The organism is Yoonia sp. D2-7, assembly GCF_055809435.1.
Genome location: NZ_CM147912.1, coordinates 3,434,828 through 3,452,701 on the forward strand (window position 1 = coordinate 3,434,828; position 17,874 = coordinate 3,452,701).

Here is a 17,874-nt window from a genome sequence, read left to right on the forward strand (position 1 = left end):
GAGGCCTTTTCTACAATCTCTCAGGCAATTCAGCCCTTCTTCAGGCACTCACGTCCCAGCAACTCCGCGATCTGTACTGCGTTCAAAGCGGCACCCTTGCGCAGGTTGTCAGATACGCACCACAGGTTCAGGCCGTTGTCGATCGTGCTGTCCTGACGGATGCGCGAAATGAACGTTGCGAAGTCGCCGACGCATTCGATCGGGGTCACATAACCGCCGTCTTCGCGTTTATCGATGACCATGATGCCCGGTGCTTCGCGCAGGATGTCGCGGGCTTCGTCTTCGTCGAGGAATTCTTCGAATTCGATGTTGATCGATTCTGAATGGCCAACGAATACAGGCACGCGCACACAGGTCGCCGTCACCTTTATGTTCTTGTCGACGATTTTCTTCGTCTCAACGACCATCTTCCACTCTTCTTTCGTGGTGCCGTCTTCCATGAACACGTCGATGTGCGGGATCACGTTGAACGCGATCTGCTTGGTGAACACGTCTTGGGTCTTGTTGTCAGTCGGGTTGTAGATCGACTTTGTCTCGTCCCACAGCGCATCAATCGCAGCTTTACCGCCGCCAGATACGGATTGGTACGTGGACACAACAACGCGTTTGATCTTTGCACGGTCATGCAAAGGCTTCAGCGCCACAACCATCTGTGCGGTCGAACAGTTCGGGTTCGCGATGATGTTCTTGTTTTTATAGTCGTGCACGGCCTCTGGGTTCACCTCTGGCACGATCAGCGGAATGTCCGGATCGTAGCGGTACAGAGATGAGTTATCGATGACCACGCAGCCCGCTTTCGCAGCTACTGGCGCGTATTTCTTTGTCGCTTCAGAACCGACAGCGAACAACGCCATATCCCAGCCCGTGAAGTCAAACGTATCAAGGTCTTTCGTCTTCAGGGTTTTGTCGCCAAATGACACTTCCGTGCCCAGCGATTTACGGCTGGCCAGTACTTCAATTTCATCCACAGGGAACTGACGTTCCGCGAGGATATTGAGCATTTCGTGACCCACATTACCTGTGGCGCCAACGATGACGATTTTGTAACCCATTGATCCTATCCTTGGTTAAACCGACGCCCCTTTACCGCGCAGGTCCAGCAAAAGAAAGGGGGATCACTAATCCGTGCGATCGGTCACAAAGAAATAAGCGATCAAGCCACACAAGACTGTCACAAGGAAGAACGCGAAGATCAGGCCGTATGCAGTGGTGAACCCGCCTGCCATGCCGACACCATAAGTATGCAGCGGCGCAGTCGCGAATTGCGCAACGCCAACACCGCCGATGCTGAACAGGTTGACCAGTGTCACACCGCGTCCTGTCAGGTGGGCTGGAAAGAACGCCTTGGAATGGGCGACCAACAGCGGGAACGTGCTGCCGCCAAACCCGATAATTGCCAACAGCGCCGCGGATACCCAAACACCGGGATCGGGGACGATTGACAGGATCAAAAGCGACACGACGCTCAGCGTGTTGCCCGCAATGATGACCCATTTGCGGGTCCGAAATAGCCGTTCTAACGGACCGTAGGCGAAACTCGCCGCGATCATGGCAAGGCCCATCACAAAGGTCACCTGCCCGATCAGACTGACATCTGCCCCATACACATCACGCAAATACGGCCCCGCCCATAGACCGCGCAGACCAGCCGCAGGCGCATAGTTCACGAACATCAGCGCGAAAAGCGGCCAAAGCTGCGGCATCTTCAGCAGATCAAACACCGATCCACGATGCTCTGTCTCGACCTTCGGCGGGTTCTTGACCGTGACCCAGATCAGCGCAGCGACCAATAGCGACACGATGCCAAGCCCCTGCATCGTTTCGCGCCAGCCGTATGTCGTGACGGCCCACGCCATCGGCGACGCGCCAGCCAGATTGCCGAGCGATCCAATCCCGATTGTCGCACCCGCCAGTGTTGCAAAGACAGCTGGCGAATAGGTGCGCGCAAAAATGAAATAGCTGGCCATCAAAACAGGCGCACAACCAAGGCCGATCAGACCCATCGCAATGATCACATGGATCGGGCTTTGGGCCATCGCAAAGACAAACGCGCCCCCGCCCGCGCCCAGCGCGAACATCACAACAGCCGTCAATTTTGGCCCGACACGATCCAGCGCAATCCCAATCGGGATTTGCATCGCCGCAAAGACGAGGAACCAAACACCGGATGCGGCCGCAAGATCATCCGGCATCGCGCCAATATCGACCTGCAGATCAGGTGCCAGAACCGCCAAGAACGCGCGGTAAAACTGGGACAGGCCGTAAGCCAGCACCAATACGGCAATGCCTAACTTCATGACAACGCAACTCCGATGGTGTGATCCACGGCCAGCGCAGGTGATGAAAGAACCGGAATGCCAAGATCGCGCAATGCAGGCTCCGCAACACGCATCGACGCTTGCCCCAAGACAACGCAATCATGGCCAGCAGCAACGGCGCGAATAGAGCTTGCAATCGCATCGGCGAACCCCGCCATATCGCCCGCTTTGAAAAACGCCCACGCGCCATCGCAAAGGTGAACGGTCGGGGTTAGATTTGCGCCCGCCTCCATCAACAGGTCCAGCGATGCGGCACGTGTGCTTTCTAGACAAAGCGCCAATAGCGGTTTTGGACCAACGTCCGCAGCCACGTTCATGACAGGCCGATCAATCCGCACCACTTTCGGATTGCCCAGCTGATCCACCAGCGGACCCAGCGTCGAACAAGTGCACAGGATCGCATCCGCTTCATCCAGTGCCGCGACCGCGTTCATGAACGGCTCTTCGACCATCGCGATGCCGCCGACTTGAGCCTGCGCCAAAAGATCGTCGCGGATTACATGAATGACCTGAGCATCGGGCGCTTTATCAGCGAACAAATCTGTAAATGTTGCGACGTGAACCTGCGCGGTGTGAAGACAAGCAATACGCATTTTGGTGACCCTCCCTCAGGCAGATGATGTCTGACATGCAGCTCGATGGGCAACAAGAGGCGGAAACGCTGGACACATGCTTCTGTCAGGATAAGCTGACAGTATGATCGAAACTCCGTCCTTCGCTGACCCTGCCCCACGCAACTTATGCACCGACTGTGGCGTGTCTCGCATGAAGGACCCAAGCGCGTGTGGCACCGCTTGCCAATTCATCAAACCCACATATCCGTTGGCTGAAACACAGACACACGGGCGATCTGCGATGTCGTCAGGGGACGAGGTTTTCTTTGGGGTAACTCAGAAAATGTATCGCGCCGCCCTGAAGAACCCGCGCCAAGGCGCACAATGGACCGGCCTTACAACGCGGCTCGCCGAACGGTTACTCGAAACCGGAACAGTTGATGCGGTGCTTTGCATGGTGCCCGATCCTGACGATCGCTGGAAACCGCAACCCGCGTTGATCACGCAAGCCGCGGACATGGCACAAGCGCGGGGGATGCGGATGGGCTACGCGCCGCTTCTAGCGCTGCTCGAACCGGCAATTGCAGCAGGACACGCGCGGATCGCGGTGATCGGAATACCCTGTCAGATCTATGCGTTGCGTGCGCTTGAGGCAAAGCTGGGGTTCGACCGCATTTATGTCATTGGCACCCCATGTTCGGACAACACAACAACCGCGAATTTCCATGACTTTCTTGGCAGGCTAACGGATCAACCCGACACCGTCACATATCTGGAATTCAAAGCAGACTACCATGTTGAACTGCGCTTTACTGATGGCACCATCCGCAACATTCCTTTCCTACAGCTGCCCCTGTCCGATCTGCCGCGCGACTTTTTCCCGCTGACCTGCAAGACCTGTGTCGATTATACAAACCGGCTGTCGGATATCACGGTGGGATATATGGCCGGTATGGGCGACCAATGGGTGATCGTCCGCAATGATCGTGGTGCGGAAATGCTTGCCGGATTGGGCGACGAGGTATCGCTGACGGCGCCCAGTTCCAAAGGCAATCGCACATCATCCGTCAAAGGCTTTCTAGAGAACACGAAACTTGCGGCAGGTGGATTGCCGTTGCGACGCATGCCCAATTGGTTGCGTCCCATCATGGGGGTCTTGATGCCGTTGCTGGGGCCAAAGGGGCTCGAATTTGCCAAAGCACGTTTGGAAATGAAAGCTGTTGAAACGATCCTGCATTTGCGTCGCGAAGAGCCAGCCAAAATGAAGAACATGGTCCCCGACCACGTATGGAAGCTTGCCGCGAAATATGGCCTGACGCGGTCCGACGACGAAAAATGATGACAGCGACCTAAAACGGGAACCGAGTCGCACACACACCCCGCACAGAATGATTTGCGAATCCCTCAAGAGACGTTTCTCCGCTTCTTTGAAACAAAAATATCAATTTTAACTTAACATTTTCAACGCTTTGATCGAATTATTGCACCCATTAATGCAACCGGTTGCAAAATGAAAACCCCATGCCTACAGTGGTGATACGAAATCCGGGGGAGTCCTTTTCAGATGTTGCCAATGGCGCTCAATCACATGACGGTTCCGACATTGTCGGCGCAGGACGTGCTTGGACTGGCGGCCGCAGTGGGCTGCGTGGGCGTCGAATTTCGCAATGATTTGAACCGTCCACTCTTTGAAGGCACATCAGCGAACCACATCAAGGATTTGGCGGCTGATCTGCGGATCGACATTCTTGCTTTGGCTGAAGTGAAAGCGTTTAACGACGCGCCCGAAACCAAGGTAGCCGCCGCAAAAAGCCTTATGGAAACGGCGCAAGCGTGTGGCGCACATGGTGTCGCATTGATCCCAGCCGTAGCTAGCGGCATCGTTGATCGCACTCAGCAGCGGGACGCGTTGCGGAACGCGCTACACATCTTTCAACCGATACTGACCGATATGAACCTGATCGGGTTCATCGAACCGCTTGGCTTTGAGACCAGCACACTGCGACACAAGGATGATGTGGCGCTTGTACTGGCTGAAATAGGCAATCCGACCTGTTTCAAGATCGTCCATGATACGTTCCACCATCATTTGTCAGGTGATACCGCTTTTCACGCTAACCTCACCGGATTGGTTCATATCTCCGGCATCATTGATCCTGCGCCAAAAACGCAAGACATGACGGATGCCCACCGCGTTTTGGTTGATGCCGAAGATCGGCTTGGCAACGTCATTCAATTGAAAGCCTTACAGTCACAAGGCTACGCAGGGCCCGCATCATTCGAATGCTTTGCCCCAGATATTCACGCCATGACAGACCCCGCCACAGCGCTGGCAAAGTCTATCGCATTCATCACCTCAAACCTTTCGGCGCAAGCCGCATGAGGGGGGATGAACTCAACGCCCTGAACTACAGGGCCCCGGTTTTTGAATCATGTGCGCCGGGCACATTCCTTGGGAGGAAAACAATGAAAAAAGTACTTTTGGCCGCTGGCCTGACAACCCTGATGGGCACGACAGCAATTGCTGAAATGCAAATCGGTGTGTCCGTCGCACGTTTCGACGACAACGGTCTGACCGTGATGCGGAACGGCATGACAGCATTTGACGAAGCAAGCGACGACGTCGCATTGCAGGTTGAAGACGCGACTGATGATGTGGCCAAGCAGCTTGACCAGATCAACAACTTCATCGCGTCCGGCGTTGATGCGATCATCGTGAACGCAGTTGACACAAACGCAACTGAAGCGATGTCAAACGCAGCGGCATCCGCTGGCGTTCCACTGGTTTACGTCAACCGCCAGCCGATCAACATGGACACACTGCCAGACGGTCAGGCGTTCGTTGCATCCAATGAAATCGAATCCGGCACATTGGCCGCGTTCCAAATGTGCCGTCAGCTGCGCGCTGAAGGCAAAGCAGGCGGTGCGGCTGCATATGTTCTGGTTGGTCAGCTGTCTAACCAAGCTGCTGTTCAGCGGACCAAAGATTTCCATGACGTGATCGGCATGGACATGTGTAACTTCATCACAATCGTGGATGAGCAGACAGCAAACTGGTCCCGCGACGAAGCGAATGACCTGATGACAAACTGGATATCATCCGGTGATGAGTTTGACGCTGTCTTCGGCAACAACGATGAAATGGCACTTGGTGCTATTCAGGCAATGAAAGCCGCCGGCATTTCCATGGACGACGTTGTCGTTGGTGGTGTTGACGCGACTTCCGACGCGCTGCTGGCGATGTCCGCTGGCGACATGGACGTTACAGTATTCCAAGACCTTGCAGGTCAAGGCGCTGGTTCCATCGAAACAGCTATGGCGCTGGCCAACGGCGAAGATGTCGACAAGACAGTCTTCATCCCATTCAAGCTGGTGACACCTGAAAACCTGGCTGACTTCCAGTAAGTCTAATCGACTTACAACGGACAGAATGACCATGTGGGGCGGCCCAGCGCTGCCCCACATCAAACGACCACCCACCTACATTTTTAAGGGGAGCTGACAGATGTCAGACAATAGCGACGGGACAGGCGGCCTGACCTTCGACAAATCCAAACGGCAATGGCCTAACGAACTGAACGTCTTTGGCGCGTTGATCCTCATTATCATTATCTTCGAAGTGCTGGGCCAAGTTCTCCCTTATATGAACGGTCAAAGCCTGTTGTTTGATACACGCGACCGTTTTGACACCATTTTCAACGAACAACGCTTGCGGATCATCATCGTCCAAGTGGCCATCATTGGCATTATCGCCCTTGGTGTGACTCAAGTGATCATCACGGCTGGCATTGATCTGTCATCCGGATCTGTCGTTGGTGCAACGGCCATGATCGCGATGAGCTTCGCACAAGTCGCCGAAGTCAACGGCGCACCAAACCCAAAGGCGATTTTTGGCGAATGGGCGCTTGATCTCCCTTGGCTGATCCCCGTCATCGTGGGGCTTGGTGTCGGGCTGATTGCGGGATGCATCAACGGCCTTCTCGTGGCCTTTGCCCGCATCCCCCCATTCATCGCAACGCTTGGCATGATGCTGTTCGCACGCGGCGTGGCGCAGTGGTGGTCACGCGGTAACCCTGTGTCTTTCCCGACGGAAAGCTATGCGAAGATCGGCGCGGGCATGATGCCCGTGATTATCTTCCTATCGCTGGCTGTGCTGTTCCACTTCATCATGAACTACACCGTCTACGGCAAACACACCTACGCGATTGGATCAAACGAACAAGCCGCACGCATGTCCGGCATCAATGTCCCACGCCATCTGGTGCTGGTTTACATCATCGCTGGTATGTTGGCTGGTTTGGCCGCTGTCATCCTGACATCCAAGAACCTGACAGCGCAATCCGGCATGGGTCTAACCTATGAACTCGAAGCGATCGCCATGGCCGTGATCGGTGGCGTGTCCCTGTTTGGGGGACGCGGGTCGATCATCGGGACGGTGATTGGTGCGCTGATCATTGGTGTGATTACATCGGGCTTCACGTTCCTCAAACTCGGCGCGTTTTACCAAGAAATGGTACTGGGTATCATCATCGTCAGTGCGGTTGCACTGGACCAATGGCAACAACAACGCGCCGCGTCGCGGGCATAAGACGGGAGGACCTGAACAATGTCAGATTACATTCTGGAAACCAAAGGGCTGACCAAACACTACGGTGGTGTGCACGCCTTGGAAGACGCCGATTTTCAACTGAAACGCGGTGAACACGTGGCGATCATGGGCGACAACGGGGCGGGCAAATCCACCTTCGTGCGTCAGATCACTGGGGTTGAACAACGCACGCGCGGGGAAGTCATCTTTGACGGCCAACCCGTCAGCTTTGCTGGACCTCTTGATGCCCGTGAAGCAGGGATCGAAACCGTGTTCCAAACATTGGCTTTGGCCGATGACCTGAACGTGCCGGACAACCTGTTCCTTGGCCGTGAAAAGACGAAGTTCGACTGGCTCGGCCCGTTCCGTCTGCTGGACTACAAAGCGATGAAAGAAGACACGATGAAAGGGCTGGTGAAAACCGGCGTAAAGATTCCCAACATCAAGAACACCATCGCCAACATGTCCGGTGGTCAGCGTCAATGTGTGGCGATTGCCCGCACAGCGACGTTCGCATCCAAGCTGACGATCATGGACGAACCTACGGCTGCCTTGGGTGTGCAAGAGACCGCACAGGTGGAAAACATCGTGCGCACGCTCAAGGAACAGGGCGAAAGCCTGATCCTTGTGTCGCACAACATGCGGCAGGTGTTTGACCTTGTGGACCGGATCATCGTATTCCGCCGTGGCCGCATCTGCGCCAACCTGAACGTCAAAGAGACGGACGGCAATGATGTGGTGTCCTATATCACGGGTGCTAAAACCGGCGCCGAATACGAAGGCGTCGCCTGATGAAACTTTTTGATCTCGCCCACCCGTTTTTCAAACCTGTTTGGATACGGGTGGCCGTGGTCATCGTGTGTTTTGTCTGGGGGCTGGTCGAGATCGCAGGCGGGAATACCTTTTGGGCGATATTCTTTATCGGACTTTCCGTGATCTGCGGCCAGCGATTTGCAACAATCGACTATGCGGCCATCGCAGACCCCGCTAAAGAACCTCGTCAGAACGATTAAGTGGTTAAAGGGGGTTCCAAATGGCAGTCACGCTGAAAGACGTCGCAGAACGCGCCGGTGTTTCACGCTCTGCCGTGTCACGGACCTATACCGAAGGCGCGTCGGTTTCCCCCAAGACCCGCAAGAAGATCGAAAAGGCCGCCGCCGATTTGGGGTATAGCCCCAATGCGCTGGCCTCTTCATTGACCACCGGACGGACCAAGATGATTGGTCTGGTGTCCAACAACTTTCACAACCCCATCTTTCTAGAGGTGTTCGACCTGTTCACCCGCGGCCTGCAGGATCGCGGTTTGCGCCCCTTGCTGGTGAACCTGACCGATGAAACCGACGCTGAAAATTCCGTGCGGATGTTGCGCCAATATTCGGTAGACGGTGTGATCGTCGCGTCCTCCACCCTGCCCGCGTCCTTTGCTGAAGCGTTCCGCGCCGCTGGCGTTCCCGTCGTCCATTCCTTTGGTCGCCACGCGGTCAGCCCGAAGGTTAATGTCATTGGAATCAACAACATTTCTGCGGGCCGATTGGCGGCAAAGACATTGGTCGCGCGCGGCTACAAACGTGTTGGTTTCTTAGGCGGTCCACGGTCCGCCACATCGACGCAAGACCGCGAAAAAGGCTTTGTCACCGAACTAGCCACCGCGTCCGATGTGGCTGTCACAACAAGCGCAGCAACAGCTTATTCTTTTGACGCAGGTCGGGCCGAAATGCAGCGTTTGCTGGCAGAAGGCTCCCCGGCCGAGGCATATTTTTGCGGCGATGACGTGCTGTCGATTGGGGCCTTATCCGCAATCGAAGACGCTGGATTACGGGTGCCCGAAGATATCGGCATCATCGGTCTGAATGACATGGAAATGGCCAGTTGGGAAAACATTAACCTGACGACGATCCACAACCCGTTGAAAGACATCATCGCCAAGTCAATCGAACTTGTCGCCGCCATAGTGGACGACACGACGATGACGCCAAAGGCCCATTTGTTTGACTGCTCTGTGATCGAACGCGGGACCCTGCGTCCTTTGCCATAAGGCGAAACCGCGCCGATAGACCCGATCCGCGGTTGATTTGGCCCTACCAGTTGGGTCTAACAGGTCCGAACAATTTGATAGGCTTTAAGATGTTGAAAACACGTATCCTTGCGACTGTCGCCGTTGTCGTAATCTCTGCCAACCAAGCGTTGGCATGCACACCTGCGGACGTTCAGGCAAAGCAGGGCGATCTGATTGCTGCTGTGCAAACGTTGATGGCGGTGGATCCAGGCAAGGCCCAAGCGCTTGTCGCGCAAATGCAAACAGAACTGGAAGCCGCAGCAGCGGCCGGGGATGAAGCCGCCGTATGCGAAATGATGGATCGGCTGACGACTGAAGCAGCGGGATAACGAATTTTCCAGAAAATTCGATATGGGGGCCAGCCCCCAAACCCCCGGGATATTTATGACCAAAAGAAAGAGGGCCCGTCATTTGCACGGGCCCTTTTGTTTAGCGGAACATCGGCGGGCGTGCGTCGAGCCATTGGCCATCTGCTTTGCCTGATTCCGCGACGGCGACAACGGCTGCCATCGACCGCAGACCGTCTTCGGCGCGGGGGTACAGATTTGCCGCTGCATCCATCACACGTCCCTCTTTACGCGCGCTGATTGCCTCGGCCAAGTCTTTGTAAATATTGGCGAAAGCAAGTGGCATGCCTTCGGCGTGACCGATTGTGACGCGGGTTGTGCGATCTGCCTCTGGCGACAGGTTTGCTTCACCCCGTTCGATGATTTGCAGGCGTTCGCCAAGCGGCATGTAGTACAGTTGGTTCGGCTGTTCTTGTGACCAACGCAATCCGCCAGTTTCGCCGAAGACCTGAATGCCAAGCCCGTGCTGACGACCAATCGCGATGGAGCTGGTCCAAAGACGGCCTACTGCACCGCCATCCATGCGGAAGTTGACCATAGCGTCATCTTCGAGTGTCCGCACAGGAATCGCGGATACGATATCGGCCGAGAGTTTCGTGACCTCCTGCCCTGTCACAAACGACGCCATGTGCATGGCGTGGATGCCGCAATCTGCGAATTGTGCGGAAACGCCTGCTTGTGCCGGATCATACCGCCAGCGTACGCGGGGGTTATCGGCGTCCGTCGCATCAGCATGGTGCCCATGTGCAAATTCCGCGTTAACGACCCGCACCGCACCGATGTCGCCGCGTGCGATCATGGCTTTCATGTGCCGCACGAGTGAGTAGCCGGAGTAGCCGTAGTTCACCGCACAGATGTTGCCGGTTTTGCTGGCGATTTCGACAATGGCTTCGCCTTCTTCGACCGTCATTGTCATTGGTTTTTCGCAAAGAACGTGAAACCCGCCTTCGAGGTAAGCCTTTGTAATCTCGTAATGAGTCGCATTTGGCGTTGCCACTGTCACAAGATCAACGCGGTCATCGCCGCGCTTTTTCTCGCCTTCTAACATGTCCTGCCACGACCCGTAGGCGCGATCACCCAGACCAAGGCGTTTACCGTAATCGATGCCTTCGTCAGGCCGGTGATCAAGTGCGCCAGCCGTAAAGTCGAACAGCCCGTCGAGCCCCGCGCCAAGCCGGTGTGCTGGTCCGATTTGCGACCCTTCGCCGCCGCCGATCATGCCCCATTTGAGTTTTGTCATCTGTGTATTCCTTACCAAAGATCAGCTTGTGACTTGCGTGCACAAGGCGTGCACAACCCGTGCACTGCCGTTGCAGCCCTAGAAGCCAATGGATTCGAGATATTTGCGATTGGATTCGGCGTCCTCTAGCGGGGTGCCGGGCATGGATGGATCGCAGTCTTGTTCGACTGTGCACCAACCGGTGAAGCCGTTGTCGAGAAGCACCTGACGCACGGCTGGGAAATCGACGTCGCCTTCGCCCAAGTTGCAGAAAATGCCCTGACCGCAGGCTTTGTAAAAATCGGTGCGGTTCTTGACGACGTCAGCCTTTACCACGGGGTCGATGTCTTTGAAGTGCATGTAGCTGATGCGGTTGATGTGTTTCTTCATGAACGCAACCGGATCAAAACCAGCATAGGAATGGTGGCCCGTGTCGAAGCAGATTTTGAGGATGCTTTCGTCCACTTCGGACAGCAGGCGTTCCAGTTCTGGTTCAAAATCGATGAAGCCGCCCGCGTGTGCGTGGATGCCGACGGTCAGGCCGTATTCCTCGGCCCCCATTTTTGCCACCGCGACGATCCGGTCACGGAAAGCGGCCCATTCGGCATCGTCCATTTGTTCGGCTTCGTCAGCACGACCTGCTGTGGGGGCCCGACGTGGTGAGATGCTGTCGATCAAAACGAGGTGTTTTGCGCCGTGTGCTTTCAACGCTTCGCAGGTTCGGCGCGCTGCATCCATGACCACGTCCCATTTGTCCGCGTCATGGAACGGCTGGAACACAACGCCGCCGATGATGCTGAGGCCCCGTTTTGCGAGGGCTGGCGCCAAGACTGTCGGGTCTTCCGGCATGTAGCCGATTGGCCCGAGTTCGATGCCTGTGTAGCCCGCTGCTGCACATTGGTCCAAAACCGATTCCCATGTGGGGTACGCCGGATCAGACGGAAATTCGATGCCCCAAGAACAGGGCGCGTTGCCGATGGTGATTGTCATGACAGGTGCTTTCTTCAGAAGTCGTTGACGTTGAGCCATGTCTTGGCCTGCGAGGATGCAAGCGACGCAGCTACGATTTGATTGACCTCCATCCCGTCGCGGAATGTGGGCCAGATGTTTTCGCCAGTGTGGATTGCCGTCAGGAAATCCTTGGCTTCGATAATGATTTGATCTTGATAGCCCGTCCCGTGACCGGGTCCGAGGCAAAAGGGTTTGTAGTCGGGGTGCGCGGGACCTGTCAGAATTTTGGTAAACCCGCGTTGCGCGTCAGGTCCGTCCATTTTGTAGAGGTGGATCGCGTTCTGATCTTCGCCGTCGAAATAGATCGCGCCTTTGGTTCCTGTGATTTCGTACTTGTACCCCATCTTGCGGCCCGTCGCCGTGCGGCTGACGTAGATATTACCAAGCACACCGGATGCGAATCGGCACATGATTTGCGCGTGGTCGTCGTTGGTCACGGTGCCCCCGGGACGGGTTGGGATCACGGTTTCGACCTCAGCGATCAGTTTTTCGATCGGACCCATCAGGCGCAGCGCGCAATTGATCGGATGCGGGGATAGATCCCCCATACAACCGTTTGCGATGCCGTCCGTCCGCCATGTCGCGGGTTCCTGCGGGTCGGCCATGAAATCTTCGGTATGTTCACCCCGAAAACTAGTGATGTCGCCGATGACACCTTCGTCCAGCAATTGCTTGGCGTATTGGCTGGCTGGGGTGCGGATGTAGTTGAAACCGCTCATGTTAATCGCCCGCGCCTTTTCGGCGGCGGCTACCATCGCGCGGCTATCTGCGACGTCGCGGCCCAGCGGCTTTTCGCAGAACACGGGCTTGCCGACGCTGAAGGCCAGTTCAGCGATTTCGCGGTGCGTGGACTGGGGGGAGGCAATCACGATTGCCTCTACCTTTTCGTCCAGCACAAGCGTCTTCCAATCGGACGTACCGCGCTGAAATCCATAAGCATTTCTGTATTTCTCGGCGGATGCATCATTGGTCGCACAGACCATTTCGAGCCGTGGGCGCAGTGCCGTATTGAACAAAGCGCCAACGGCAGAATGCGCCACAGCATGCGCTTTGCCCATGTAGCCGCCGCCGACAATGCCTATCCCAATCTGTTTCATATCGCATCCATCCAAAAAGCGGTTTGCAACCGGTTGCAAAATGAGTAACCTAAGATTCGAATGACCGTCAATGGGCGAAACGCATGACCACCGAAAACAACACTGTGACACTGACCACAGCCCAAGCCATCATCCGCTGGCTTGCGAACCAATATATTGAAATTGATGGGGTTGAGACCCGTGTTTGTGGCGGGGGCTTTGGTATTTTTGGCCATGGCAACGTCACCTGTCTGGGTGAGGCGTTGTATAATCATCGCGACGAACTGCCCGTATATCGTGGTCAGAACGAACAAGGGATGGGATTCGCGGCGGCGGCTTATGCGAAGTATCACAAGCGGCGTCGGTTTATGTTTGCGTCAGCTTCGGCTGGGCCGGGTACCGCGAACCTGTTGACCTCTGCTGCATTGGCTCATGCGAACCGTCTGCCGATGTTGATGTTGTGCGGCGATGCGTTTTTGACCCGCCTGCCCGATCCGGTTCTCCAGCAGTTGGAGCATTTCGGGAACCCGACGTTTGGTGTGAACGATGCTTTCAAGGCCGTATCGCGATTCTGGGATCGGATTACGCATCCTGCGCAAGTGATCCAGTCGCTGCCTGCCGCGTTGAACACAATGCTGGACCCTGCGGATTGTGGCCCTGCGTTCATCGGTCTGCCGCAGGACGTGCAGGGGTGGACGTATGATTACCCACTGTCGTTCTTTGACAAACGCGTACACCGCATTCGCCGCCAAGCCCCTGATATGGAGGAGGTTGTCGATGCGATGACCTTGCTGAAGACGGCTAAACGTCCGATGATTATCGCGGGCGGTGGTGTGCAATATTCTGGTGCTGTGGCAGAGCTGACTGCCTTTGCGGAGGCCACAGGCATCCCTGTGGTTGAGACCATCGCGGGCCGCGCGAATATGACCAACGATCACCCGCTGAACTGCGGGCCGATTGGAGTCACGGGGTCGGATTCGGCGAATAGTATTGCTGAGAAGGCTGATGTGATCCTCGCCGTTGGGACTCGTTTACAGGATTTCACCACCGGATCGTGGACGGCGTTTGCCCATGACGCCAAGATCGTGGGGATCAACGTTGGTCGCCATGATGCCGCAAAGCATATGTCGCTGACTGTGGTTGGCGATGCCGCGATTTGCCTCGCGTCGATGGATACCGATTATAAGGCCCCTGCGGATTGGACCGCCTTTGCCCAAGACGAGCGCAAAAAGTGGGACGCCTATGTCGCCGAGAACTGCAAACCGGGGAACCGCCCGAATTCTTACGCCCAAGCCATTGGCGTCGTGAATGATCTGATGGACCCGCGTGACCGCGTTGTTGCGGCCGCCGGTGGACTTCCAGCGGAAGTCACGGCGAACTGGAAAACGCTGGATATCGGGACAGTCGACGTTGAATTCGGCTTTTCCTGTATGGGCTACGAGATCGCAGGTGGCTGGGGTGCACGCATCGCGCAGGCCGAGAATGAACCAGACGCAGACACCGTCGTCTTTACCGGTGACGGATCATATATGCTGATGAATTCGGACATCTATTCCGCCGTGCTGACTGGCAAAAAGATGATCATTTGCGTGCTGGATAACGGCGGTTTTGCCGTCATCAACAAGCTGCAAAACAACACTGGCAACGAGAGTTTCAACAACTTGATCGCGGATACACCGACGGCTGTGAACCAAGTTGGGGTGGATTTTGAAGCGCACGCCCGCGCGATGGGTGCCAATGCGGAAACCGTGTCTAACGCGGCCGAATTGGGCGAAGCATTCAAACGCGCGAAAGAGGCGACAAACACCAGCGTCATCGTGATGAATGTCGATCCCTACGAAGGCTGGACGACGGAGGGCCACGCGTGGTGGGAAGTCGGCACGCCGCATATCACCACGTCCGACAAAGTGCGTGAGGCCCATGTCGATTGGGAATCCTCGCGTCCGAAACAACGGAAGGGTGTCTGATGCTGCGCTTTACAGCCGAAACCGCCGATCCTGATACGATTGTCGACGCCCTGCTGAATGGCGATGGGGTCGTTGCGATCTCTGGTCTGTTTGACGATGCGGATATTGCGGAAGCCCGCCGGATCATTATGGCGCATTCCGAAAATGACGCCGACAAGACCACGCATTTTCAAGGGGCTGCGGCCGATGATGGCAAACTGAACCTGCAACGTAGGGTTTGGAATTTGCTGGCGAAAGGCGAGGTGTTTTCACGGATGGCCGCCCATCCTGTGTTGATGGATATCCTGCGCAAGTTTCTGGGAACAGAGTTCATCATGGGCTCTATCGCTGCGAACCGCATCCTACCCGGTGGACCGGGACAGGAGCCGCATGTGGATTACCCCTATTGGGACTTTTACAACGCGGACAGCCATCCGATTGGGCTAAACGGGTCTTTCCCGATGAACGCGCAGGTGTCGATTATTCTTGATCCATTCACAGTGGAAAGCGGCGCGACCGGCTATGTGCCCGGATCGCAAAAGGAACTGCGGTATCCGACAGAGGCCGACAATTTTTACGATAAATGCGAGCAGATGACCGGCGACGTCGGTGATGTCGTCTTGTTTTACGGTGTGATGTGGCATTGTGCGATGCCCAATAACGCCGACCATGATCGCAATGCTGTGCTGATCAACTATCTGCCGAAATGGGTCAAACCGCTGGAGGATATGCCCGCTGCTTTGCCGCAGGAGTTCCTCGATGCAGCCAGCCCGGATATGCGCCAACTGCTTGGCATGAATTACCCATACCCTAAGATTTTGGACGCCGATGCAGGCGGGAATGCGGAAGGTCGCAAGTGAACGATGTGATTGAAGGCATTCGGAAAAACGACTTTGTGGTCGTAGGCCGCGTGGGGCTTGATCTGTTTCCGACCGAGGTTGGGATCGGGATCGAAGAGGCCACGTCGTTTACCAAAGACATGGGTGGATCGTCCGCCAATATCGCCGCTGGGATCGTAAAACTGGGCGGCAAAGCTGCGTTGGTCACATCCGTGTCCGATGACGCAGTCGGGCGCACCTGCCAAACGATGCTGCGCGACAAATACGGCGTTAATGATACCTACGTGAAAACAGTCGGCGGGGAAGCACGCAATTCGCTGGCCCTATACGAAAGCCGGATCGCGGGGCATCAGTCGGTGATTTACCGCAATGGCGCGGCTGACTTTGAAATGACCGAGGATGATGTGCGCGCGGTTGATTACCAACGCTTTGGCGCTTTGGTGACGGCCGGCACTGTGTTTGCCGCGGAACCGTCGCGCACGGCGGCCTTTACCGCGTTTGATCTGGCCCGAAAGGCCGGATTGCCGATTATCTTTGACGTGGATTACCGCCCCTATAGCTGGCCATCGCCGCAAGTCGCAGCCGACGTGCTGTCCCGTGCCGGTGCTTTGTCGGACGTGATCGTCGGCAATGACGAAGAATTCGGGTTTATGGCTGGCGGCATTGAAAAAGGGCTGGATAAGGCCCGCGAACTAGCGGCCACCACGGCCAGCATTGTTGTCTACAAGATGGGCGAACATGGCGCCGTGACGATTACCAAAGACGGTGAATTGCGCACGGGCATTTACAACGTCACGGCCCTGAAACCGACAGGGGCCGGTGATAGTTTTATGGCGGGCATGCTGTCGTCCATCGCGGATGGCTACGATCTGGAAGAGGCCGTTTTGCGCGGTTCTGCTTGTGCGGCCATCGTCGTCGGCAAGCCGGGTTGCGCGCCTGCGATGCCTTACCCCGCTGACCTTACGGAATTTTTGAACACTCACCCCGGCGCATCTGTGCCGCGCGACGAAGGATAGACCATGCATATTGCCCCGTTTGATAACCAGAATAATCCAATCGTCGATGTCGATGACGCCACTGTGCCGCTGAACTATTTCAACATCGTAAAACTGAAAAAGGGTCAGGCGTTTGAATACAGCGTGCCCGGTTACGAGACCTGCATCGTGCCTGCGACGGGTACAATTGACGTCGATATCGAAGGGTTCAAGGTCGCCGGATTGGGCCACCGTGTTGTAGATGTTTGGGACGGTGAACCTGAAGGCGTTTATGTCCCAACCGCTGCGAAAGCCACGATCGTCTGCATGTCCGACGAGGCCGAAGTGTTCGTCGCGGGTGCGCGTTACGACAAGGTGCTGGACGCCTTCGCTGTCCGCTCTGATGAGCTGGACAAAGTGCAATACGGGTCCGACGACACGAAAACGCACCGCAAGATCAAACATATCTTGGGCACGAAATACCACGACAAAGTCGGCCGTTTGCTGGTGTCTGAACTGTTCACTGTGGGCGCTGGCGGCTGGTCCGGTTTCCCGTCGCATAAACATGACACGGATCGCCTGCCGCTTGAGACGCGCCATGACGAAACCTACAATTTCCGGTTCAAACCGAACCACGGGTCCGGCGTGCAAATGCTGCAACGCGACGACGGCAAGGCCGGTGATGCGTATCACCTTGTTGATGGATCAACGATCTGTCTCGACAGCGGCTATCATCCTTGTGCCGTTCTTCCGGGTTACGAGATGTATTATTTCACGATCCTTGGTGGTCTGTCGCAACGCAGCCTCGTGCAGTTTTTTCAGCCATCCCACGCGGATCAATTGGAAACGATTCCAGGCATCAAAGACATGATCGCGAAGTTCAAGTAGGGCACCGCGCGCCCCGCTTCTTTTGGTCAAAAATATCCCCCCCGGAGGGTCCGCACTC

18 protein-coding genes are annotated in these 17,874 nt (G+C 56.0%); 12 read left to right on the plus strand and 6 right to left on the minus strand.

The features are described 5' to 3' along the window. Positions 1–29: 29 nt before the first annotated feature. The 3 genes from AC0L7R_RS17075 to AC0L7R_RS17085 all read right to left on the minus strand — a co-directional run bounded on the left by AC0L7R_RS17075 (position 30) and on the right by AC0L7R_RS17085 (position 2,911). Entirely contained in the window at positions 30–1,052 is a 1,023-nt protein-coding gene (locus tag AC0L7R_RS17075) for an aspartate-semialdehyde dehydrogenase (protein ID WP_348106637.1), read from the minus strand. 66 nt (positions 1,053–1,118) lie between these two features. Then, a complete protein-coding gene (locus AC0L7R_RS17080; protein WP_348106638.1) occupies positions 1,119–2,297 on the minus strand; it encodes an MFS transporter in 1,179 nt (392 codons plus the stop codon). Next, positions 2,294–2,911, minus strand: a complete 618-nt coding sequence (locus AC0L7R_RS17085) for an aspartate/glutamate racemase family protein (RefSeq protein WP_473658050.1) — start codon at positions 2,909–2,911, stop codon at positions 2,294–2,296. Before AC0L7R_RS17085 ends, AC0L7R_RS17080 begins: the two co-directional genes overlap by 4 nt. Before the next feature lie 103 nt (positions 2,912–3,014). Between AC0L7R_RS17085 and AC0L7R_RS17090 the strand changes: the two genes are divergently transcribed. The 8 genes from AC0L7R_RS17090 to AC0L7R_RS17125 all read left to right on the plus strand — a co-directional run bounded on the left by AC0L7R_RS17090 (position 3,015) and on the right by AC0L7R_RS17125 (position 9,845). Then, positions 3,015–4,211 carry a Coenzyme F420 hydrogenase/dehydrogenase, beta subunit C-terminal domain gene (locus AC0L7R_RS17090; RefSeq protein ID WP_473658051.1) on the plus strand — a complete coding sequence of 399 codons (1,197 nt, stop codon included), beginning with the start codon at positions 3,015–3,017 and terminating at the stop codon, positions 4,209–4,211. Between the two features lie 234 nt (positions 4,212–4,445). After that, positions 4,446–5,255, plus strand: a complete 810-nt coding sequence (locus tag AC0L7R_RS17095; protein WP_473658052.1) for a TIM barrel protein — start codon at positions 4,446–4,448, stop codon at positions 5,253–5,255. 83 nt (positions 5,256–5,338) lie between these two features. Next, the gene (locus AC0L7R_RS17100) at positions 5,339–6,277 is read left to right on the plus strand and encodes a substrate-binding domain-containing protein (RefSeq protein WP_473658053.1); all 939 of its coding nucleotides are present in this window, start codon (positions 5,339–5,341) and stop codon (positions 6,275–6,277) included. Between the two features lie 100 nt (positions 6,278–6,377). After that, positions 6,378–7,460, plus strand: a complete 1,083-nt coding sequence (locus AC0L7R_RS17105) for an ABC transporter permease subunit (protein ID WP_473658054.1) — start codon at positions 6,378–6,380, stop codon at positions 7,458–7,460. A gap of 18 nt (positions 7,461–7,478) precedes the next feature. Continuing rightward, positions 7,479–8,252: an ATP-binding cassette domain-containing protein gene (locus tag AC0L7R_RS17110; RefSeq protein WP_247128598.1), complete on the plus strand. Its 774-nt coding sequence runs from the start codon at positions 7,479–7,481 to the stop codon at positions 8,250–8,252. Then, positions 8,252–8,473: a hypothetical protein gene (locus tag AC0L7R_RS17115; RefSeq protein WP_247128599.1), complete on the plus strand. Its 222-nt coding sequence runs from the start codon at positions 8,252–8,254 to the stop codon at positions 8,471–8,473. The genes AC0L7R_RS17110 and AC0L7R_RS17115 overlap by 1 nt, the downstream gene beginning before the upstream one ends. A gap of 20 nt (positions 8,474–8,493) precedes the next feature. Beyond that, a complete protein-coding gene (locus AC0L7R_RS17120; protein ID WP_473658056.1) occupies positions 8,494–9,495 on the plus strand; it encodes a substrate-binding domain-containing protein in 1,002 nt (333 codons plus the stop codon). Between the two features lie 89 nt (positions 9,496–9,584). Further along, positions 9,585–9,845: a hypothetical protein gene (locus AC0L7R_RS17125; RefSeq protein ID WP_473658057.1), complete on the plus strand. Its 261-nt coding sequence runs from the start codon at positions 9,585–9,587 to the stop codon at positions 9,843–9,845. A 100-nt stretch (positions 9,846–9,945) separates the two neighbouring features. On the opposite strand, the gene AC0L7R_RS17130 is transcribed toward AC0L7R_RS17125, so the two are convergent. The 3 genes from AC0L7R_RS17130 to AC0L7R_RS17140 all read right to left on the minus strand — a co-directional run bounded on the left by AC0L7R_RS17130 (position 9,946) and on the right by AC0L7R_RS17140 (position 13,190). After that, positions 9,946–11,103 carry a Gfo/Idh/MocA family protein gene (locus AC0L7R_RS17130; RefSeq protein WP_473658058.1) on the minus strand — a complete coding sequence of 386 codons (1,158 nt, stop codon included), beginning with the start codon at positions 11,101–11,103 and terminating at the stop codon, positions 9,946–9,948. 78 nt (positions 11,104–11,181) lie between these two features. Next, on the minus strand, positions 11,182–12,072 hold the full coding sequence (locus AC0L7R_RS17135; protein ID WP_473658059.1) for a TIM barrel protein: 891 nt from the start codon (positions 12,070–12,072) through the stop codon (positions 11,182–11,184). A gap of 14 nt (positions 12,073–12,086) precedes the next feature. Further along, positions 12,087–13,190 (minus strand): Gfo/Idh/MocA family protein, encoded by a 1,104-nt coding sequence (locus tag AC0L7R_RS17140; RefSeq protein WP_473658060.1) that lies wholly within the window; start codon positions 13,188–13,190, stop codon positions 12,087–12,089. Between the two features lie 83 nt (positions 13,191–13,273). Here AC0L7R_RS17140 and iolD point away from each other — a divergent pair, with 83 nt between their 5' ends. From iolD to AC0L7R_RS17160, 4 genes are read left to right on the plus strand one after another with little or no spacing between them, the layout of a single operon-like run. After that, complete coding sequence (gene iolD / locus AC0L7R_RS17145) at positions 13,274–15,136, plus strand: 3D-(3,5/4)-trihydroxycyclohexane-1,2-dione acylhydrolase (decyclizing) (protein ID WP_473658061.1); 1,863 nt, start codon at positions 13,274–13,276, stop codon at positions 15,134–15,136. Then, positions 15,136–15,975, plus strand: a complete 840-nt coding sequence (locus tag AC0L7R_RS17150) for a phytanoyl-CoA dioxygenase family protein (protein WP_473658062.1) — start codon at positions 15,136–15,138, stop codon at positions 15,973–15,975. The genes iolD and AC0L7R_RS17150 overlap by 1 nt, the downstream gene beginning before the upstream one ends. Continuing rightward, positions 15,972–16,970 carry a 5-dehydro-2-deoxygluconokinase gene (gene iolC / locus AC0L7R_RS17155; protein ID WP_473658063.1) on the plus strand — a complete coding sequence of 333 codons (999 nt, stop codon included), beginning with the start codon at positions 15,972–15,974 and terminating at the stop codon, positions 16,968–16,970. The genes AC0L7R_RS17150 and iolC overlap by 4 nt, the downstream gene beginning before the upstream one ends. Before the next feature lie 3 nt (positions 16,971–16,973). Further along, a complete protein-coding gene (locus tag AC0L7R_RS17160; RefSeq protein WP_473658064.1) occupies positions 16,974–17,816 on the plus strand; it encodes a 5-deoxy-glucuronate isomerase in 843 nt (280 codons plus the stop codon). Positions 17,817–17,874 lie beyond the last annotated feature (58 nt).